This is a genomic window from Mesorhizobium sp. B2-3-4 (assembly GCF_006442315.1).
Classification (GTDB): domain Bacteria; phylum Pseudomonadota; class Alphaproteobacteria; order Rhizobiales; family Rhizobiaceae; genus Mesorhizobium.
In genome coordinates, this window is record NZ_VFVY01000008.1 from 231,782 (window position 1) to 250,999 (window position 19,218).

Annotated in this window: 16 protein-coding genes and 1 tRNA gene; 8 read left to right on the forward strand and 9 right to left on the reverse strand. The window is 64.3% G+C overall.

Features of this window, described 5'->3' with window-relative positions:
* Nucleotides 1-190 precede the first annotated feature (190 nt).
* Nucleotides 191-748: an HNH endonuclease gene (locus tag FJ967_RS14940; protein WP_027143453.1), complete on the forward strand. Its 558-nt coding sequence runs from the start codon at nucleotides 191-193 to the stop codon at nucleotides 746-748.
* Nucleotides 749-1,013: 265 nt separating this feature from the next.
* On the opposite strand, the gene FJ967_RS14945 is transcribed toward FJ967_RS14940, so the two are convergent.
* Together FJ967_RS14945 and FJ967_RS14950 are read right to left on the reverse strand one after the other, a co-directional pair.
* Nucleotides 1,014-1,532, reverse strand: a complete 519-nt coding sequence (locus FJ967_RS14945) for a disulfide bond formation protein B (RefSeq protein WP_140732584.1) — start codon at nucleotides 1,530-1,532, stop codon at nucleotides 1,014-1,016.
* 25 nt (nucleotides 1,533-1,557) lie between these two features.
* On the reverse strand, nucleotides 1,558-2,148 hold the full coding sequence (locus FJ967_RS14950; protein WP_140710065.1) for a YqaA family protein: 591 nt from the start codon (nucleotides 2,146-2,148) through the stop codon (nucleotides 1,558-1,560).
* 229 nt (nucleotides 2,149-2,377) lie between these two features.
* Here FJ967_RS14950 and FJ967_RS14955 point away from each other — a divergent pair.
* Nucleotides 2,378-2,462, forward strand: a tRNA-Leu gene (locus FJ967_RS14955).
* 192 nt (nucleotides 2,463-2,654) lie between these two features.
* Here FJ967_RS14955 and FJ967_RS14960 read toward each other — a convergent pair.
* Together FJ967_RS14960 and FJ967_RS14965 are read right to left on the reverse strand one after the other, a co-directional pair.
* Nucleotides 2,655-3,335, reverse strand: a complete 681-nt coding sequence (locus tag FJ967_RS14960) for a hypothetical protein (protein WP_140732585.1) — start codon at nucleotides 3,333-3,335, stop codon at nucleotides 2,655-2,657.
* A 236-nt stretch (nucleotides 3,336-3,571) separates the two neighbouring features.
* Complete coding sequence (locus FJ967_RS14965; RefSeq protein WP_140732586.1) at nucleotides 3,572-4,447, reverse strand: LysR substrate-binding domain-containing protein; 876 nt, start codon at nucleotides 4,445-4,447, stop codon at nucleotides 3,572-3,574.
* 95 nt (nucleotides 4,448-4,542) lie between these two features.
* Here FJ967_RS14965 and FJ967_RS14970 point away from each other — a divergent pair, with 95 nt between their 5' ends.
* The 4 genes from FJ967_RS14970 (at nucleotide 4,543) to FJ967_RS14985 (ending at nucleotide 8,706) form a co-directional block, all read left to right on the forward strand.
* Nucleotides 4,543-5,565, forward strand: a complete 1,023-nt coding sequence (locus tag FJ967_RS14970) for an agmatine deiminase family protein (protein WP_181175873.1) — start codon at nucleotides 4,543-4,545, stop codon at nucleotides 5,563-5,565.
* A gap of 66 nt (nucleotides 5,566-5,631) precedes the next feature.
* Entirely contained in the window at nucleotides 5,632-6,672 is a 1,041-nt protein-coding gene (locus FJ967_RS14975; protein WP_140732588.1) for an agmatine deiminase family protein, read from the forward strand.
* Between the two features lie 7 nt (nucleotides 6,673-6,679).
* Nucleotides 6,680-7,564: an N-carbamoylputrescine amidase gene (gene aguB / locus FJ967_RS14980; RefSeq protein ID WP_140732589.1), complete on the forward strand. Its 885-nt coding sequence runs from the start codon at nucleotides 6,680-6,682 to the stop codon at nucleotides 7,562-7,564.
* Nucleotides 7,565-7,620: 56 nt separating this feature from the next.
* A complete protein-coding gene (locus tag FJ967_RS14985) occupies nucleotides 7,621-8,706 on the forward strand; it encodes an extracellular solute-binding protein (RefSeq protein ID WP_181175875.1) in 1,086 nt (361 codons plus the stop codon).
* A gap of 101 nt (nucleotides 8,707-8,807) precedes the next feature.
* Here FJ967_RS14985 and FJ967_RS14990 read toward each other — a convergent pair whose 3' ends face one another.
* From FJ967_RS14990 to secA, 3 genes are all read right to left on the reverse strand, one after another.
* A complete protein-coding gene (locus FJ967_RS14990; RefSeq protein ID WP_140732591.1) occupies nucleotides 8,808-10,088 on the reverse strand; it encodes a GNAT family N-acetyltransferase in 1,281 nt (426 codons plus the stop codon).
* On the reverse strand, nucleotides 10,088-11,488 hold the full coding sequence (locus FJ967_RS14995) for a lipopolysaccharide biosynthesis protein (RefSeq protein ID WP_140732592.1): 1,401 nt from the start codon (nucleotides 11,486-11,488) through the stop codon (nucleotides 10,088-10,090). The genes FJ967_RS14990 and FJ967_RS14995 overlap by 1 nt, the downstream gene beginning before the upstream one ends.
* 396 nt (nucleotides 11,489-11,884) lie before the next feature.
* Nucleotides 11,885-14,617 carry a preprotein translocase subunit SecA gene (secA, locus tag FJ967_RS15000; RefSeq protein WP_140732593.1) on the reverse strand — a complete coding sequence of 911 codons (2,733 nt, stop codon included), beginning with the start codon at nucleotides 14,615-14,617 and terminating at the stop codon, nucleotides 11,885-11,887.
* Nucleotides 14,618-14,877: 260 nt separating this feature from the next.
* Here secA and FJ967_RS15005 point away from each other — a divergent pair, with 260 nt between their 5' ends.
* Nucleotides 14,878-15,804 (forward strand): peptidylprolyl isomerase, encoded by a 927-nt coding sequence (locus FJ967_RS15005; RefSeq protein ID WP_140732594.1) that lies wholly within the window; start codon nucleotides 14,878-14,880, stop codon nucleotides 15,802-15,804.
* A gap of 70 nt (nucleotides 15,805-15,874) precedes the next feature.
* On the opposite strand, the gene FJ967_RS15010 is transcribed toward FJ967_RS15005, so the two are convergent.
* Nucleotides 15,875-16,474: a TetR/AcrR family transcriptional regulator gene (locus FJ967_RS15010; protein WP_140732595.1), complete on the reverse strand. Its 600-nt coding sequence runs from the start codon at nucleotides 16,472-16,474 to the stop codon at nucleotides 15,875-15,877.
* A 102-nt stretch (nucleotides 16,475-16,576) separates the two neighbouring features.
* A complete protein-coding gene (locus FJ967_RS15015; protein ID WP_140732596.1) occupies nucleotides 16,577-17,803 on the reverse strand; it encodes a caspase domain-containing protein in 1,227 nt (408 codons plus the stop codon).
* Between the two features lie 169 nt (nucleotides 17,804-17,972).
* Between FJ967_RS15015 and argJ the strand changes: the two genes are divergently transcribed.
* Entirely contained in the window at nucleotides 17,973-19,214 is a 1,242-nt protein-coding gene (gene argJ, locus FJ967_RS15020; protein WP_140732597.1) for a bifunctional glutamate N-acetyltransferase/amino-acid acetyltransferase ArgJ, read from the forward strand.
* The last annotated feature ends 4 nt before the right edge of the window (nucleotides 19,215-19,218 follow it).

A 19,218-nucleotide genomic window follows, 5' to 3' on the forward strand; every position in this document is an offset into this window, starting at 1 on the left:
GGTTTGTGTCAGCGACAATCCGCTTCACATCCCTGTCATGTCGGGCTTACAGTATCCGCGCCGAACGGCTACGGCGCAGCGCATCCGATCGGATGTAAAATGACGCTGTAGGGCTTTTGAAGTGGCGCGTGATCCCGTCTGAAAATCATCCGATTTTCGGGGACAGGCGCTGGACGAAGGAGGTCAACAGGTGACGGTTGCCGTATCTCCGGATGGGCTTCCAGCGCTGGTGCTGAATGCGGATTACCGTCCGCTCAGCTATTACCCCTTGTCGCTCTGGTCCTGGCAGGATGCCATCAAGGCGGTGTTCCTCGACCGGGTGAACATCGTCGCCGAGTACGAGCACGCCGTCTCCTCGCCGACCTTCTCGATGAAGCTGCCCAGCGTGGTCAGTCTGAAGGCCTATGTGAAGCCTTCCAGGCATCCCGCCTTCACCCGCTTCAACGTCTTCCTGCGTGACCGTTTCCAGTGCCAGTATTGCAGCACGCCCGACGATCTGACCTTCGACCATGTCATCCCCCGCCATCGCGGCGGCGCCACGACATGGGAGAATGTCGTGGCCGCCTGTTCGCCCTGCAATCTGAGGAAAGGCGGCATGATGCCGTCGCAGGCCAAGATGTGGCCCCTGCAGAAGCCGTACCAGCCGACCGTGCATGACCTGCACAACAATGGCAGGCTGTTCCCGCCGAACCATCTGCATGAAAGCTGGATGGACTATCTCTACTGGGATGTCGAACTGGAACCCTGAGATCGTTCGAGACTCAACAGTAAGTGACACCAGTCCGGTCGTGCTTACTTATAGGTGGCTTCGCGCTTAACGACCGGCTTCCCCCACTCCGTCGCTGCTTCGCAGCACCACCTCTCCCCCCTCCGGAGGGAGAGGAAAGGCGCCTCTGTGAGGAGCGCTGGCGACCAAAAGTTCGCGCCCTTCCTCTACCCCGTCGATCGGGGGAGAGGTGTCGAGCGAAGCTCGACGGAGTGGGGGTCGACCTGGCTGGACGTAAGAGGCTAACTCAATCGCGCGATAGCGCGCCGCGGAAAGCGACGGCGGCGAGGATCAGGCTGGCGATGGCGTTCCAGCCGGCCAGGGACAGGCCCAGAATGCGCAGTGCCGCCTTGTCGCAGGAGGGCGGCACGAATTTGTCGAGCGCGTCGAGCACGCCCTTGCCGCCGGTGTCGACCGGCCCGGCGCCAGCCGTGCAGTCGGCCGGACCTTGCCACCAGGCCCATTCGACGCCGGAGTGATAGACGCCGAGATAGAGGCCGTAGAGCATCAGCAGGCCGCCAATGGCCAGCAGGCCGCGCGTCAGCCAGGCCGGCGCGCGCAGCATGGATGCAATCACCGCAAGCAGCATCAAGGGCGCGCCGATGTAATAGGGCGTGCGCTGCTCGAGGCAGAGGTGGCAGGGGATATAGCCGCCAATGTACTGGAAGGCGAGCGCGGAGCCGACGGTCGCGGCCATGGCGACGGCGAGGAAGAGCGCTGCGCGCGTCCGCGGATTTCCGGTGCCGGCGGTCATGGTCGATGTCATCTGAGGGGTCCGTTTGGTTACGCTGCTATCCGTGGGCGTATCTGACGAGGATATAGAGCAAAATAAGGGCAACGGCGCCGGCGCCGACGATCAATCCCAAGCGCTTTTCGATGAATTCCTTGATCGATTCGCCGTAGCGGCGCAGCAACCAGGCCAGCAGCAGGAAACGGGCGCCGCGCGCGACGATCGCCAGCCCGATGAACAGCAGCAGATTGACGCCGATGACGCCCGACAGGATGGTCACCACCTTGATCGGCGGCAAATGGGCGGCGCCGGATGTGATCAGCATCAGGATGATGAAGCCGATGCCGGACGAGGTGCGCAACTGTTCGAACTCGTCATACTTGCCGTAGAATTCGAGGATCGGCCGTGCCACGGCCTCATAGGCGTAATGGCCGATGAACCAGCCGGCGACGCCGCCCAGCACCGAAGCGACGGTGGCGATCAGCGCGTAGCGGTAGGCGCGATCCGGCCGCGACAGCGCCATCGGCAGATAGAGCACGTCGGCCGGCACCAGGAATACCGAGCTTTCGACGAAGGCGATCAAAGCCAGCCACCATTCGGCCGACTTCCGCGCCGCCAGCGACAAGGTCCAGTCGTACAATCCGCGAAGCATCGGCTCTCCTAATGCAAATCGCCCAGAATGCGGCCGTGCGGGGCAAAGAAGGCGCCGCACGTCGACACGCCGCCTGTCTAGAAAGATTTTCCGCGCCGCACAATGGCAGGGCGCGCAGGAAACCGAAAGGCGCGGTTTGGTCGCGGCTTCGGTGCGCTATCGGCAACAGGCCAGTTGACGAACAGGCCCCCAACCGTATAGTCCGCGCCATCCAGGCCACCCGGCCTGAGCCCCTATGGCGGAATTGGTAGACGCGCTCGACTCAAAATCGAGTTCCGCAAGGAGTGCTGGTTCGATCCCGGCTAGGGGCACCATCCTTCGCTCTTCGAGCTTCGGTTGGCAGGTCATCCTTCGCGCATTGGACGAAGGATGTGTTGCCGGTATTCCACTGGCTGTGTGCCCGGTCGCAGGCCATCCGGCACGGTGGATTGCACCATGCCGGATGAACCGCAAGACGGGATGTGAAGGCTTGATCGGCCGCGGCCGCCAGCCCTCACCCAAAAATGTCAAAGCGAATGCTTATAGCCGATGGCGATGTTCCATTTGTCGCCGGCGAGGTCGTTGTAGGGGGCCGACGTCGTGTCGGTCTTCTTCCAGGAATAGCCGACGCTGGCATAGACGGCATTGGTGGAGTCGATGTTGTAGGTCACGCCGGTTGCGAGCTTCGGTGTTTCCCAGGTGGTGTTGAAGGCATTGCGGTAGCGGAAGTTGAAGACGTTCCACGTCCACTGCTTCGACATTTTCCAATCACCGGCGATGTACAGGGCGTAGTAGGGAACGTTCGCGTTGGCATCGTCATCCTTGATGATGCCCGTATCGTGCCAGGTGTAGCCGAGGCCCAGGCTGGGGGTCAGGGTGAAGGCATCGGTGATCTTGATTTTGTAACCAAGGCTCGCCTCGGCGTAATACTGCGATTTTCCCCCGGTCTTCAAGGTCGGCTGGATGAAGATCCCGCCGACGAAATTGTTGTCGAAATTGTGCGAGACACTGAGCTTGAAGTAGGTGTCGGCAAGCGAGCGGGCGGTGTTGCTGCCATTGTCGATGGCGTAGAATTCAGGACTTCCCTCGATCCCGATCGTCCAGGTGGGCGCGGCTGGCGGCGGCGCTTCGACAAGGTCGGCGGCAAAGCTTGATGTGGACATGGCAAAGCAGACGCCCAATGGGGCGACGATGGTACGCAAAAGCATGATATTCCCTCGATGTGAGATGTGGCGGCGCCCCTAGCTAGGCGCGGCGTATTGCAGTTATGTGACGATGTGCCGTTGGTGCCGGCCCGGCTTGCCCGGATGCATGTCGGCAAGCTGTCGGCGATGCAGTTCGGCCACACTGGGCGTTTCGGCGAACGGGATCGCCTCCAGTGCTCTGTCGCTTGTTTTATACAATCGCGGACGCAAGACCGCTTCACACGTTTTCGGGAATTTCTTCAAGCCTGTGCCCGAAGCCAATTCCAGGTGTCGCGTATGTCCGTGTCCGCAAGCCGTTCGGCCGTCGATATGGCATACCATGCGCGGCCTGTTTCCAGGACATGATCAAAAAGTTGTTTCAGTGCGCCGTCGGCAAGGGCCTTCGCCGCCAGAGTCATGCTGCCAAGCGCCACTCCCTGGCCAAGCTCGGCGGCGGCAAGGGCGAAATCGCTGTCGCTGAAGTTGGTGCCGGTCCAGGTTCCGTTCGCGCCAATGCCGGCGCGCCTGAACCAGTCCGCCCAGCCGAGAGGGTGCTCATCGTGAACAAGCGTCGCATGGAGCAGGTCGGAAGGCAGTCGCAAGCGCGCTGACCGTTCCGCTGTCGCGACCGGGGACAGGACGTCCCTGGCGATGAGCAGGCTCTCGCGGCCCTCCGGCGGCGTATCGGCGTAGACGATCGCCATGTCGACTTCCAGGGTCTCGAAATCGACCGGTGTCCCGCTGGTGTCCAGCCAGGGTTCGCAATTGGGCGCCGCGGCCCGCAAGGAAGGCAGGCGGTGCAGCAGCCAGCGCCGGGCGAAATCGCGCGGGGCGTAGATGACGACGCTGCCGGGCTTTCGATAGGGTTCGAGACGCCGGTAGCCTTCTTCCATGAGTTCGAGGCAGCGGCGCACCGTGCGCTGGTAGTCGCGTCCGGCATCTGTCAGCCGCACTTCGCGGCCGCTGCGCAGAAACAGCTTCTGGCCGATATGGCCCTCCAGCAGGCGCATCTGGTGGCTGATGGCGGACTGGGTGAGACCGAGTTCCTCGGCTGCCCGACTGAAGTTTTCAAGACGGGAGGCGGCTTCGAACCCTTTCAGGAACTGGGTCGGAGGAATGTGCCGGTACTTCACCATTCATAAATTCCATTCATGATGAACAGGAATGCTTCTCAGTTGTATGGCGCGGAAGCCTGCATAACAATGAGCTCCACAAATGAATGGAGCTTTTCATGAACGCCGTTGATTGGCCGGCACAGCAGTTGCGGTTCCGCCGGCCCGCCGAATTCGAGCCGCATGCAAGGACATGGATGGCCTGGCCGCATCGGCGCGACATGTACGCCGCCGCCCTGCCTGCCATGCAGCAGGCCTATGCCGATGTCGCACACGCCATCGCCGCGTTCGAGCCCGTCAGCATGGTCGCCCATCCGGATCATGCCGACGGTGCTAGGGCGATGCTCGGCAATGGGGTCGACGTCGTTGAAATTCCGATCGACGATTGCTGGATCCGCGATTCGGGCCCGACGTTCCTGAAGCTGGCCGATGGCGGCCTCGCAGGTGTCTCCTGGCGCTTCAACGCCTGGGGGCGCAAGCACGAGCCCTATGATCAGGACAATGCCCTGGCCGAGCGCGTGCTGGCGCATGAGGGCGCTCTCGCCCTTCGCTCCTTCCTGCATTGCGAGGGCGGTTCGCTGACGACCGACGGCGAGGGCACGCTGATCGTCACCGAAACCAGCCTGCTTCATTCCAACCGCAACCCGGGCCTGTCCAAGGGCTGGGTAGAGAAGGAACTGATGCGCATGCTCGGCATGGAGAAGGTTGTCTGGCTGCCGGGCGATCCGCTGGATCTGGAGACGGACGGCCATGTCGACGGGATGTGCTGCTTCGTGCGTCCGGGCGTGGTGATGTTCGAATACAACCCCGACCCATCCGATCTGCACGGGCGCATCCTTGCCGACAACCTTGCCGCCCTGCGCGGTCAGACCGATGCGCGCGGGCGCCGTTTCGAGACCATCATGATTCCCGAAGCCTACGACGTCGAGGCGACCAGCGCCGTCTTTGCGCGCTCCTACATCAACTTCGCCCTCGTCAATGGCGGGATCGTGATGCCGACTTTCGGCCGGCCGTCCGGCGAAGAGGCAAGGGCGGCCGTCGCGCGCGCCTTTCCCGAGCGGCGCATCGTCACCGTCGACGTCGGCGCCGTGGTGCCGGCCGGCGGCGCCATCCACTGCATCACCCAGGAACAGCCGCTGTAGCGGGGCGATGGAATGAGGACATCATGGACGCGACGTCACATCATCATGGCAGCAGGGGCGGCGCTCATGCCTGAGATCGCGGTCAAGGCGGCCAGCGCCGATGGAGGGGCCGGGAGAGCGCCGTCGGAGGCGCAGCCGCATGCCCGGACCTGGATGGCCTGGCCGAGCACGCCGTCGGTCTATGGCGGGCCGGGCGTCTATTATGAAAGCGTGCAGGAAACGCTGGGCAGGCTCGCGGCGGCGATCGCCGACAACGAGCCGGTGGCGATGGCTGCTCCGGCGGATCAGCATGCGCTCGCGGCGGAGCTCTGTGGTCCGAAAGTCGAGCTCGTCGACATCGCGACCGACGATATGTGGATGCGCGATTCCGGGCCGGTTTTCGTACGCGATGCGAATGGATCGGTCGCCGCCATCGACTTCCGCTTCAATGGCTGGGGTGACAAACAGGCTCATGCCACGGATGCCGGGGTTGCCGCCGGGGTCACCAGGCATCTCGGGGTCAAGCGCCATCTCGCCGCGATCCGCGGTGAAGGCGGCGGTATCGAATATGACGGCGACGGCACCTTGCTGCTGGCCGAGAGCTGCTGGGTCAACGAGAACCGCAACCCGGGCATGAGCCGTGCCGAGATCGAAGGGCATCTGAAGTCGATCCTTGGCGTGGAAACCGTGATCTGGGTCCCGGGCGTTCGGGCAAAGGACATTACCGACGGTCACATCGACGGTTCGCTCCGCTTCGTGAAGCCGGGGCTGCTGATCGCCAGCAGCGTGCCGGGCGATACGTCCGAATGGGGCGAGGCGCAGGCTCAGGCACTCGCCATCCTGGCCAAGGCCCGGGACGCGCGGGGCCGCGGCTTGGAGGTGGTCTCCATCCCCGCCGCCACCGAGGTGCGCTCGACGAGCGACGACTTCCTCACCAGCTATGCGAACTACTATGTCGGCAACGGCGCGCTCTACACGCCGCAGTTCGGCGACAGCAAGGCGGACGCTCTGGCCAGGGAGACGCTCGGCCGGCTGCATCCGGAGCGGCGGATCGTCCAGCTCGATATGGACCGCATCTACGAAAACGGCGGTGGCATCCACTGCGTTACCCAGCAACAGCCCTTGTGAGGCCGATATGCGCCAGTTGATTGCCGCCGCGGTGCAGATTTCCTGCACCGACGATGTCGAGGCCAATATCGAGAAGCTCGAGCTCCATGTTCGCGAGGCCGCACGGCGCGGCGCGCAGCTCGTCGTCCTGCAGGAGCTGTTCGAGGGCCTCTATTTCTGCGTCGATGAGGACAGGCGCCATGACGCTCGCGCCCGTCCGCTCGCCGGCCATCCGACCGTCTCCCGCATGAGCGCGCTGGCGCGCGAGACCGGCACTGTCTTGCCGGTTTCGTTGTTCGAGCGCGACGGGGCGCGCCTGTTCAACACGCTGGTCATGATCGACGCCGACGGCAAGGTGCTCGGCCACTACCGCAAGAGCCATATCCCCGACAGTCCGGGCTATTCGGAGAAGTTCTACTTCGCCGACGGCGATACGGGCTTTCGCGTCTTTGAAACCGCTGCCGGCAAGGTCGGCACCGGTGTCTGCTGGGATCAATGGTTTCCCGAGGCAGCGCGCGCCATGGTGCTGATGGGCGCGGAGGTCTTGATCTATCCCACCGCTATCGGCTCCGAGCCGTCTTATCCGGGTTGGGATTCGAGGGACCATTGGCAACGGGTCATGCAGGGCCATGCCGGCGCCAATCTGACGCCTGTCATCGCCGCCAACAGGACTGGCGCGGAGAAGGGGCGGACCGGCGACATGATCTTCTATGGCTCGTCCTTCATCGCGGACCATACGGGGGCCAAGCTGGCGGAGGCCGACCGGGTTTGCGACTGTGTGATCACGGCTGCCCTCGATCTTGACGAGATTGCGAGCGCAAGGCGCGGCTGGGGCGTATTCCGCGACCGGCGCTTCGACCTCTACGGGGCGCTGATGCAACCGACGCCGGAGCGTCTGCTCGCCATGGCTTGAAGCGCATCGCATGAGAGCATGACCCCGTAAGCGGGGTTTCACCAAGGGAGGAAATGATGAAGATCTGGCTCGCGCTTGTCGCGGCAGGCCTTTTTGCGTCCCCGGCGCTGGCCGAGGAGAAGGTTCTGCACCTCTATTCCTGGGAATCCTATTTCGGCCCCGACTCGGTCGCACAGTTCGAGAAGGAGACCGGCATCAAGGTCACTTACGACCTGTTCGATTCCAACGACATCGTCGAAACCAAGCTTTTGACCGGCGGATCGGGCTATGACGTGGTCACCATCAACCTGTCGCCGCATATGCAGCGCGAGCTTCCGACCGGTGTCTGGGGCGCGCTGGACAAGAGCCGGCTTTCCAACCTCGGCAATCTCGATCCGGCCGTGGTCGCCCGCGTCGACGAGGTCGACAAGGATGGCGCGCATGGCGTGCCCTGGATGTGGGGCACGACCGGTGTCGGCTACAATGTCGACAAGGTCCAGGCGATCATGCCCGACGCCCCGGTCGATTCGCTGCGCATGCTTTTCGATCCCGCGATCGTCGCCAAATTCGCCCCGTGCGGCGTCGTCATGCTCGACGACGCGGAACAGGTTCTTGGCCTGGCGCTGATCTATCTGGGCCTCGATCCCGACACGACCGATCCCGACGTGCTGCAGAAGGCGGTCGACGTGGTCGCAAGGATTCGCCCCTATGTGCGCAAGTTTCACAGTTCGAGCTACATCAACGATCTCGCCGAAGGCGACGCCTGCCTGGCGCTCGGCTTCTCCGGCGACATGCATATCGCCGACATCAGGGCGAAGGAGGCGAAACGGCCTTTCTCCATCACCTATCGCCTGTCGAAGGAAGGCAATCTGGTCTGGGCCGACGTGCTGGCGATACCGGCCGACGCCCCGCATCCGGAAGCCTCGCACGCGTTCATCGATTTCGTGATGCGCCCGCAGATCGCCGCAGCCGCGGCCAACGACACCGGCTTCTCGACCGCCAACAAGGCGGCGCTCGCCATGATGGACGAGAAGATGCGCGCGGACCCCAATCTCTACCCTTCGGCCGAAGCCCAGAAGCGCTTCCACTTGCCGAAGGCGCTCGACCAGAAGGCGCTGAAAATGTGGTCGAAGGCGTGGAACCGCGCCAAGGGCCTGGAATAGGTGGCAGGGATGAGCGGACCGAGCGCGGTAAACCATCGCCCGGCTCGTTCAATCCCGGCACGGCCGAGTAGGCCGGCCTAGAGCTTTTTCCTGAAAGAGCTCTAGCGCCGCCGCAGCAGGCTCTTCATCCGGTTTCGCAGCAGGCGCGCCATGTTGCGGGTCTCGCGGTAGAGATGCAACTGCGAGGCGGCCTGCCGGGCGAGGCGGTCCGCATCGCGGGCCAGTCCGATCACCAGCGTGCCGACCGGCTTGCGCTCGCTCCACAGCCGGCTCATCACCGGGTGGTCGGGTACGGCGCAGGAATCGGTCATCACGATGTTGGGGTCGTCGAGATGCTGTCTGGTGACCTCGATCATCAACAGCGTGCCGGGCGAATAGGCCGACAGCGTCTCGTCATAGGCCGTCTTCCAAGTATAGGCGACACCGGCTTCGACGAAAACGATCAGGCAAGCGATGGTGCGTCCATCGAGTGTCAGCGAATGGATGCGGCACATGTCCTGTTCGGCGAGCCGGTGCACGGCTTCGCGGGCGAAGGCGGCCCGGAAGCGGTCGATCGCCATGGCGGTGCGCTCGCGGCCCTTCCAGCCGGACGCTTCCAGCGTCAGGAAGCTCTCTATGGCGTGGCGGATCTCCTCGGGACCGCGCGCCACCGCATGCTCCAGCCTGCCGAGGTCGGCAAGGCGCCGCTTCAGGCGGCGGAACTCGCGATAATGGTGCGAGCGCAGCGATGCCTTCAGATACTCGTCCCCGTCGAGTTCGCTCTCCAGCACCGGGCGCAGGGTCTGGCCGGTGGTGACCAGCGTCAGGCCGCGCGCTTCGGCCACCGTGCCGAGCAGGCTCGCCACCGGACCGTCGAGCCTGATGTCGGGCAGGACCAGGACTTTCGGCATCTTCAGATGCGGGCGCGACAGCATCGAAAAGAAATCCTCGACCACGCCGACCGGATCGTCACGGTCGATCAGCGGCGTGCCGAGCGGGCCGAACGGGCTCGCCCATGTGCGCATGACCGGCACGCCGAGGGGCACTACCGGCCGTTCCACCGAGATCGGCACGAGGAGACGCAAGCGATTGCGATATTCGTCGCCGTCGCGGATTACGGCGAGCCGCACTTCGCGGTCTTCAAGGCGGGGCATGGCCGGCGCCAGGAAGCGCGGATTGAAGAAGACGTTGGGTTCGATCGTGCGGGCGCAGAGGTAGTCCAGTTCCTCGACCAGGTCGAAGCCGGCCGAAGCCGGATATATGGCGAGCTTGCGTTCTGGCCGGTTGTTGGCGAGGATCTCGATATGGGCGGGATCGGCGTCGCGCGCCAGTCCGGCAAGGCCGGAGACCATCGCGCCGGCGGGACCGCCGCTGGTTTCCTCGAGCAACGGGATGGCGGCCATCATGCGGCTCCTTTGACAGGCACGAAGATCGCCATGACGATGCCGAGCTTGCGCCAGACCGTGAAGGACAGGGCGCTTGCCTCGAAGATCATGGCGAAGGCGGTGGCCATGGCAGCGCCCCATAGGCCGAAAAGCGGGATCAGCACCACGTTGAGCCCGATGTTGAAGGCCAATGTCATGGCATAGACGGCGGCGCAGACATTCTGGTTGCCGCTCATGGTGAGCAGGCTTTCGCAGGGCCCAACCGCGGCGCGCGCCACGACGCCGAAGACGAGCAGGAAGAGAAGCGGATAGCCTGAGGTGAATTCTGGGCCGAACAGCACCAGCATCGGCCTGCCGAGCGCCAGCACCAGCAGCGCCATCAGCAGCGAGGGCCAGAAGGTCCATGACACCGTTTCGCGGGCGAAGGCGGCAAGTTTTTCCGGCTCGCCATGGGTGAACTGCGCGTAGCGCTGGGCGACCCCGGCCTTGACCGCGAAATAGACGAAATGCACCAGCGCCAGCGTCTTGACCGTAGCGAAATAGACCGCGACGTCGTTGGGATCCATATAGGCGCCGACCATCAGCACGTCGGCATTGGTGAGCAGGAAGAAGAAACTCTCGACCAGGAAGATCGGCAGCGAGACGATGAACCATTGCGCGAAATGCACCTTCATCGGCCCGGCCGGAAGCTGCCTTTCCATGCGCTGGGTTACGCCGATCAACTGCGACAGCGTGGTGACGTAGGTGGCGGCGATCGAGGCGAAGATCGCGGTCCGCGCATCGGGAGCGTAACCCGCCCAAAGCATCAGCGCCATGAACAGCAGGATCAGCACCGGGCGGATCAGGTAGGTCGGCGACAGCGCGAACAATGCCCATGAATTGGCGCGTGCCAGCCCTTGCAGCAAATCCGACAGCGCGATCATCGGCAGGCAGATGACGCCGAGGATGAACGGTATCACGTAGTAATTCTCGATCCAGGGCGCCGCCAGCCAGACGCCGAGCGCGCCGAGCCCGGCGATGACCGTGGAAGCGATCAGAACGAACAGCCGGCTGGCCACGACGATGCCGCGCAATTCGTCCAGCAGGCCGCGTTCGCGGTATTCGGGAATGAAGCGGATGACCGAGGTGTGGAAGCCGAGGCAGGCGAGGTTGCCGACGATGACCATCGCCACCCAGACCAGCACGAAGATGCCGTATTCGAAGGAGCCCATCCAGCGGGCCATCAGCACCTGGCTGATGAAGGCGATGACGGCGCTGACGATGCGGATGGAGAAGGCGATGACCGACATGCGGCCGGCCTCGCCGCGCTCGTCGGCGGTGAACAGCACGGCGTCGATGCGGTCAAGCAGCGGCCCCACGCGCAGCGCCAAACGCTGCGGCAAGAACCGCCCGGCAGTCGTGGCCGCGGAAAAGCGCACCCCGATTTGTCTCCGTTTTCCGCCTCTTTTCAGGCTTTGGTGTAGCGGAGACACCTTAAGAAACGGTTGGGTGAGCTTCCTTCTCCCCGTTCACGGGGGTGAGGCGTGGTCCGCGCAGCGGACGAAAAGCCAATTGCTTGGCTTTTCGAACAACGAACGCCCGGAGCGATAGCGAAGGGCCGGGTGCCCGAAGGGCGGATAAGGGGCGGCGCCGGCTTGCGGGGATTTGTGTTGATGCGAGGCGGATGAGTAGGAATTCGCCTTCGGCTTTGCCGAGGGCGGGCCTATCATCGCTTTGATACGGGACATGCTGCAATCGCAGATGTCAGCGCTGCCCCTCATCCGGCCCTGCGGGCCACCTTCTCCCCGTGGAACGGGGAGAAGGAAGAGGCGCCCTTACGCGAACGCCCCGTGGCAGTGCTTGTACTTCTTCCCCGAACCGCAGGGGCAGGCTTCGTTGCGGCCGACCTTGCCCCAGGTCGCCTGGTTGTTCGGATCGCGATCCTCGGGGGCGACGATGGCGTTGTTCTCCTGGCGCACCAGAAGGGCGGTTTCGCCGCCTTCGAAATCATTCTCGCCGGTGGTGCCGTCAATATGCGTGCCGAACATGTCCGGCGCTTCCGGAGGCGGGGCCTCGGCGGCCTGGCGGACCAGTTCGACGCGCATCAGCTGCGCGGTGACGGCTTGGCGCAGATTGCCCAGCATCGCCTGGAACAGCTCGAACGCCTCGCCCTTGTATTCCTGCAACGGATCGCGCTGGGCGTAGCCGCGGAAGCCGACGACCGAACGCAGATGGTCGAGGTTGACGATGTGCTCGCGCCACAGGTGGTCGAGCGTCTGCAACACCACGGAGCGCTCGACATAGGTCATCACCTCGGGGCCGAAACGATCGGCACGCTCCTTGGCGGCGGCCTCGGCGGCGGTGCTGATGCGCTCGCGGATGTCGTCCTCGGCAATGCCTTCTTCCTTCACCCAGTCCTCTACCGGCAGGTCGAGATTGAGGAATTCGGCAACCTCGGCCTTCAGGCCGGCGACATCCCACTGCTCGGCATAGGCGTTTTCGGGAATGGCCTTGGCGACGACGTCCTCGATGACGCCTTCGCGCATCTCGGCAATGGTTTCCGACAGGCCTTCGCCGTCCATCAGTTCGATGCGCTGCTCGAAAACCACCTTGCGCTGGTCGTTGGAGACGTCGTCATATTTCAAAAGGTTCTTGCGGATGTCGAAGTTGCGCGCCTCGACCTTCTTCTGCGCCTTTTCCAGCGCCTTGTTGATCCAAGGATGGATGATGGCCTCGTCTTCCTTGAGGCCGAGCTTCTGCAGCATGCCGTCCATGCGCTCGGAGCCGAAGATGCGCATCAGGTCGTCCTGCAGCGACAGGAAGAATTTCGAGCGGCCGGGGTCGCCCTGGCGGCCGGAACGGCCGCGAAGCTGGTTGTCGATGCGGCGCGATTCATGGCGCTCGGTGGCGAGCACGTAGAGGCCGCCGGCGGCGAGCGCCTTTTCCTTCAGGCGCTCGATGTCGGCGTTGATTTCCTTCTCGCGCGCCTCGCGCTCGGGGCCGTCGGGCATGTCGCCCAGTTCCTCGGCAATGCGCATCTCGGCGTTGCCGCCGAGCTTGATGTCGGTGCCGCGGCCGGCCATGTTGGTGGCGATGGTGATAGCGCCGGGCTTGCCGGCCTGGGCGACGATGGCCGCTTCGCGCTCGTGATGGCGGGCGTTCAGTACTTCGAAATCCTTGAAGCCTTCCTTGCGCAGGCGTTCGGCCAACTGCTCGGACTTCTCGATCGAGGTGGTGCCGACCAGCGTCGGCTGGCCCTTGGCGCTGGCTTCGCGGATCTCCTTGACGATCGCCTTGTATTTCTCCTCGACCGTCCGGTAGACCTCGTCGTCCTCGTCCTTGCGGATGACGGGCAGGTTGGTCGGGATCTCGGTGACCTCGAGACCGTAGATGTTGCCGAATTCCTCGGCCTCGGTCAGCGCCGTGCCGGTCATGCCGGACAGCTTCTTGTAGAGCCGGAAGTAGTTCTGGAAGGTGACGGAAGCCAGCGTCTGGTTCTCCGGCTGGATCGCCACATGCTCCTTGGCCTCGAGCGCCTGGTGCAGGCCTTCCGAATAGCGGCGGCCGGGCATCATGCGGCCGGTGAACTCGTCGATGATGACGATCTCGCCGTTGCGCACGATGTAGTCCTTGTCGCGCTGGAACAGCCGGTGCGCCTTCAGCGCGTTGTTGACGTGGTGGACGATGGCGACGTTCTCGACGTCATAGAGCGACTCGCCCTTGAGCAGGCCGGCAGCGCGCAGCATGTTCTCGAGCTTCTCGGTGCCTTCCTCGGTGAAGATCGAGGTCTTCTGCTTCTCGTCGATCTCATAATCCTGCGGTTGCAGCTGGATGATGAAGGTGTCGATGGTGTTGTACATTTCCGAACGGTCCTCGAGCGGACCGGAAATGATCAGTGGCGTGCGCGCCTCGTCGACCAGGATGGAATCGACTTCGTCGACGATCGCGTAGTTGTGGCCGCGCTGCACCATCTGGGCGCGCTCGTACTTCATGTTGTCGCGCAGATAGTCGAAGCCGAGTTCGTTGTTGGTGGCATAGGTGACGTCGGCGGCATAGGCGACGCGGCGCTCCTCGTCCGACAGGCCGTGGACGATGACGCCGACCGAAAGGCCGAGGAACTTGTAGACACGGCCCATCCATTCTGAGTCGCGGGTGGCGAGGTAGTCATTGACGGTGACGACATGGACGCCGTTGCCGGCGAGCGCGTTGAGATAGACCGGCAAGGTGGCGACCAGGGTCTTGCCCTCGCCGGTGCGCATCTCGGCGATGCCGCCATTGTGCAGCACCATGCCGCCGATCAGCTGAACGTCGAAGGGGCGCATGCCGAGCACGCGGCGTGCCGCCTCACGCGCGGTGGCGAAGGCCGGCACCAGGAGGTCGTCAAGGCTGGCGCCGTTGGCGATGTCCTGGCGGAATTTCTGCGTGCGCCCGGCGAGATCGGCGTCCGAGAGCGCCCGCATCTCGTTTTCCATGGCATTGATCGCCTCGACGCGCGGGCGGGTCGATTTGACCCGACGGTCGTTGGAGGAACCGAAAACCTTACGGGCGAGACCGCCGAGACTGACCATCCAATGGTCCTTTCGATAGAATTCTCATCTTGAGACAGTGCCGGCCGGCCCCATCACATCCACGTGAACGCACCGCCTGAATACGGGCAAACACAAAAAGCGCCCGGAAAACGGTTCTGGACGCCAAGTCGATGGACAGATAAGAGGGGGCTCAACTGATGTCAACGCCGCGCTGGCCCTGCCGGTCGCGCCAAATTCCGCCACAATCTGGCTGATCTGGAAGCCACCCTCCTTACAATCCCTCACCGGAGTCAATCCTTATGTCCTTGTTGTTCAGCCGCGCGTCGCTTGCCAGCCTTGGCCTGGCCCTCGGCCTGTCGGCGTTTTGCCTGTCGCCATCGATGGCGCAGGAGACCGCTCCCGCACCGGCCGCACCGGCCGATGCGGCAGCACCCGCCGCGGCGCCGGTCGACCCGAATGCCGTGGTCGCCACCGTTAACGGCCAGTCGCTGACCGAAGCCGACCTGGTGCTTGCCGAGGGCGAGCTTTCGCAGCAGTTCGCGCAGTTGCCGCCCGAACAGCGCCGCGCCGCCGCGCTCTCGGCGGCGATCGAGATCCGCGTCATGGCCGCCAAGGCCGTGACCGACGGCCTCGACAAGGATCCCGACTTCCAGCGCCGCATGGCCTTCCTGCAGCAGCGCGCGCTGCATGGCGAGATGGTCGAGAAGGGTGTCGTCGACAAGGTCACCGATGCCGAGGTGCGCGCCCGCTACGACCAGGAAATCGCCAACACGCCGCCGGTCAACGAAGTGCATGCCCGTCACATCCTCGTGAAGACGAAGGAAGAGGCCGAGGCGATCATCAAGCAGCTCGATGGCGGTGCGGATTTCCAGAAACTCGCCAACGAGCACACCAGCGATCCATCGGGCAAATCCAACGGCGGCGACCTCGGCTGGTTCGGGCCTGGCCAGATGGTGCCGGAGTTCGACAAGGCGGCTTTCGCGCTTGAGGTCGGCAAGTACACCGAGCAACCGGTGCAGTCGCAGTTCGGCTGGCACGTCATCAAGCTCGAGGACAAGCGCGCCAAGCAGCCGCCGGCTTTCGACGACGTCAAGGACCAGGCCAAGCAGGCGGTCATCCGCGACAAGTATTTCGCACTGGTCAAGTCGCTGCGCGCCGATGCCAAGGTGGAGATTCCGGACGCCAAGCTGAAGCAGGCCGTGGACACGCTGGAAAGCGCCAAGTAAGCCACCAACTTCGAAAGGGGGCGCGGCGGCCGAAGGGCGCCGCGCCCCCTTTTTTGTTGATCAGCCGACTCTAGCTGGCGGGCGCCGCTATGCCTCGCAGGAGGTAGCGGACCATCTCGCGGATCGTCGCCTCGGGTTCGTCCAGCCGGCTGGTCAGGAGATGCCGCCAGGCATAAGAGGCCAGGAGGTCGGCGACGATGGCCGGATCGATATTGCCGGCGATCTCGCCCCTTGCCTTGGCGCGCTCGATGATCTGGCCGGTGTGGGCGCGGCGTCCGCCGGCGTAGCCGGCAAGGGCGGCGGCCGCGGTTTCATCCGATTGCGCCTCGGCGATCAGCGACCTGAACACGCTGCCCGACGATGTCTCGCGCCAGTGCGAGAACAGGTTGACCAGAAAACCGACGAGATCCTCTTCCAATCGTCCCGTGTCGGGGACCTCGACGCGCTTCTGGCGCTGGTAGACCTCGAGCAGCAGGGCCGCCTTGCTCGGCCACCAGCGATAGATGGTCGGCTTGCCGGCGCGGGCGCGCCGCGCCACGGCCTCGATCGAAAAGCCGGCATAACCGGCCTCGACCAGCACGGCTTCGGCGGCCTCCAGAATGGCCTCGGCGCTGTCGGGGTTGCGCCGCGCGCCGATCGATTTGCGCGCGGTATCCGCCTCCTCGGCCATTCCCACCGTCCTCGTTTCAGTTCGCCGGCAATGATAAGTGATCCGGCGATGAAACGAAACGACCCGTTTTCCGACGTTGGCGCCGTCACCGGGCAAGGGCCGTCACATCGCCTGCGATGTTTCCGATACGATGCGCCATCCCTTGTCGGTCTTGATCAGTTCCAGCGTCACACGCGCCTTGCCGGCCACACGCGCCGCCGACTTGTCCTTCGGTGTGTAGTCGTAGTTTATGGCGAAGACGGCTTGCGCGCTGCCCTCGCCATGCGGTGTCACCTCCAGGCTGCCGGGCTCGAGGCCAAGCGACCAGGAGGCCCATTGCGCGAACCAGTCGCTCTTCACCTTCACCAATGTCTCGATGTCATAGGGCGTGCCGAAGATGGTTGCGGATGGGCCGTAAAGCCGTCTGACGGCGGCGCGCATGTCCTTGGCGTCGGGCTCCAGATAGTCGTCGCGCAGGAATTTCTCGATCGAGGTCTTGTCATCGCCGACCGAACGCTCGAGCGCCGCCACCTGCGTGGAGGGCGCCGGTGCTGCCGCCGGCTCGGGCGCCTTCACCATCCCTTCGCCGGGGACGAATTCGAAGCGCTCGAGCAGCGATCCCTGCTCCCAGGGGCGCTGGGCCTCGCGCGTCTGCGAAACCACGTCGCGGCGCACGGCGATCATCATGTCGTTGATGCTCTGGCCGGGTTCGGCGATGTGGCGCAGCAACGCCTGGGCGAAGGGCGAGTTGCGGCCGCTGCCGTCCATGGCGACCGCGCCCGGCGCGGTCGAGAAGGCGATGAAGGAGCCACGCGTCGAGTCGAACTGTGCCAGCCCTGCCAGCGCCGTCGCCGAGCGTGTGGTGGCGGTGCGGCTCAAGCTGCGGGCAAACGGGTTGTTGCGGCAGGCGTCGAGGAACACCAGGCTGACCTTGGTCTGCTGTTCCATGATGTCGAGGACTTCGTCGATCGGCACCGCCTCGAGTTGCAGCTTGACCGGCATGTCCAACCGCGCGTCGACCGGTACGATGTAGTTGCGCCCATCGACCTGCAGGCCGTGGCCGGCATAATAGAAGAGCCCGACGCCGGCGCCTTCGAGCGCATCGGAGAACTCGCCGATGCTGCGCTCGAGTTCGCGCTTGCCGAGATCGTTGCCTTCGATGACCTCGAAGCCGATCGAACGCAGCTTGTCGGCGATATCGAGCGCGTCGTTGACCGGATTGGCCAGCGTACCGGCTTCGGCATAGGTGCCGTTGCCGATGACGAGCGCCACGCGCCGGCCCGGCTCCGCGTCGGCGCGCAGCAGCAAAAGTCCCAGAAATGCCCAAGCGAGGATCACAAGCCTGCCCATGGGGCAGGATCATAGCGCCACAGGCCCCGGCGACGCCAACAGATTTGATTTGCAAGCTTAATCCGCAACGGCTCGCGGTCCGGCAAGCGCGACGAAAACGCCCTTGCGCCGGCGCGTCGTATCGGGCAAACCGGCCTCTCCCCTTGCGATTTTCCCGCCCGAGGTCCCCATGTCCACGACGATTTCGCCGCTCGCGCCGAAGAAATACCCCAAGATGCCTGTCATCGAAGGGGTGCGCATCGCCACCGCCGAAGCGGGGATCAAGTACAAAAACCGTACCGACCTGCTGGCCATGGTGTTCGACGAGGGAACGGCGGTCGCCGGCGTCTTCACCAAGTCGAAATGCCCCTCGGCACCGGTCGATTTCTGTCGCCAGAACCTCGGCGCCGGCAAGGCGCGGGTGCTGGTCGTCAATTCCGGCAACGCCAACGCCTTTACCGGCAAGAAGGGCCGTCAATCCACCGCGCTGACGGGCGAAGCGGCGGCGAAGGCCGCGGGCTGCACGGCAGGCGAGGTGTTCCTGGCCTCGACCGGCGTCATCGGCGAGCCGCTCGACACGACCAAGTTCAGCCATCTGCTTACGGGCCTGGTCAGCGACGGCAAGCCGGATTTGTGGACCGAAGCGGCCAAGGCGATCATGACCACCGATACCTATCCGAAGGTGGCGACGCAGACGGTGAAGCTCGGCGACGCCGATGTCACCATCAACGGCATCTCCAAAGGCGCCGGCATGATCGCGCCCGACATGGCGACGATGCTGTCCTTCATCGCCACGGACGCGCCGATCGCGGCGCCGGTGCTGCAGGACCTGCTCTCGCGCGGCACCGCCAAGACCTTCAACGCGGTCACCGTCGACAGCGACACCTCGACCAGCGACACGCTGCTTTTGTTCGCCACCGGCAAGGCGGCCAAGCGTGGCGCGCCCGCAATCAGCGATCCGAAAGACCCTCGGCTCGGCGCGTTCCGCCGGGCGCTGGGCAAGGTGCTGAAATCGCTGGCGCTGCAAGTGGTGCGCGACGGCGAGGGCGCCCGCAAGCAGGTCGAGGTCACGGTCACCGGCGCAAAGTCGGCCCGCTCGGCCAAGCGCATCGCGCTGTCGATCGCCAATTCGCCGCTGGTCAAGACGGCGGTGGCCGGTGAGGATGCCAATTGGGGTCGTGTCGTCATGGCCGTCGGCAAGGCCGGCGAGCCGGCCGACCGCGACCTCCTGTCGATCTGGTTCGGCGACAACCGGCTGGCGCATGAGGGCGAGCGCGACCCGGCCTATTCGGAAGAAAAGACCTCGGCCTACATGAAGCGCGACGACATCCGCATCCGCGCCGATATCGGTATCGGCCGCGGCAAGGCGACGGTGTGGACCTGCGACCTCACCAAGGAATATGTCGCCATCAATGGCGACTACCGGAGCTGATTGG

What these genes read in the sequence shown, in the direction of transcription:
- FJ967_RS14985 (WP_181175875.1), top strand. Translation starts at nt 7,621, where the DNA reads ATGAAGATCTGGCTCGCGCTTGTCGCGGCAGGCCTTTTTGCGTCCCCG.
- argJ (WP_140732597.1), top strand. Translation starts at nt 17,973, where the DNA reads ATGTCCACGACGATTTCGCCGCTCGCGCCGAAGAAATACCCCAAGATG.
- aguB (WP_140732589.1), top strand. Translation starts at nt 6,680, where the DNA reads ATGCGCCAGTTGATTGCCGCCGCGGTGCAGATTTCCTGCACCGACGAT.
- FJ967_RS14975 (WP_140732588.1), top strand. Translation starts at nt 5,632, where the DNA reads ATGCCTGAGATCGCGGTCAAGGCGGCCAGCGCCGATGGAGGGGCCGGG.
- FJ967_RS15015 (WP_140732596.1), bottom strand. Translation starts at nt 17,803, where the DNA reads ATGGGCAGGCTTGTGATCCTCGCTTGGGCATTTCTGGGACTTTTGCTG.
- FJ967_RS14945 (WP_140732584.1), bottom strand. Translation starts at nt 1,532, where the DNA reads ATGACATCGACCATGACCGCCGGCACCGGAAATCCGCGGACGCGCGCA.
- FJ967_RS14950 (WP_140710065.1), bottom strand. Translation starts at nt 2,148, where the DNA reads ATGCTTCGCGGATTGTACGACTGGACCTTGTCGCTGGCGGCGCGGAAG.
- FJ967_RS14965 (WP_140732586.1), bottom strand. Translation starts at nt 4,447, where the DNA reads ATGGTGAAGTACCGGCACATTCCTCCGACCCAGTTCCTGAAAGGGTTC.
- secA (WP_140732593.1), bottom strand. Translation starts at nt 14,617, where the DNA reads ATGGTCAGTCTCGGCGGTCTCGCCCGTAAGGTTTTCGGTTCCTCCAAC.
- FJ967_RS15005 (WP_140732594.1), top strand. Translation starts at nt 14,878, where the DNA reads ATGTCCTTGTTGTTCAGCCGCGCGTCGCTTGCCAGCCTTGGCCTGGCC.
- FJ967_RS14970 (WP_181175873.1), top strand. Translation starts at nt 4,543, where the DNA reads ATGAACGCCGTTGATTGGCCGGCACAGCAGTTGCGGTTCCGCCGGCCC.
- FJ967_RS15010 (WP_140732595.1), bottom strand. Translation starts at nt 16,474, where the DNA reads ATGGCCGAGGAGGCGGATACCGCGCGCAAATCGATCGGCGCGCGGCGC.
- FJ967_RS14960 (WP_140732585.1), bottom strand. Translation starts at nt 3,335, where the DNA reads ATGCTTTTGCGTACCATCGTCGCCCCATTGGGCGTCTGCTTTGCCATG.
- FJ967_RS14990 (WP_140732591.1), bottom strand. Translation starts at nt 10,088, where the DNA reads ATGGCCGCCATCCCGTTGCTCGAGGAAACCAGCGGCGGTCCCGCCGGC.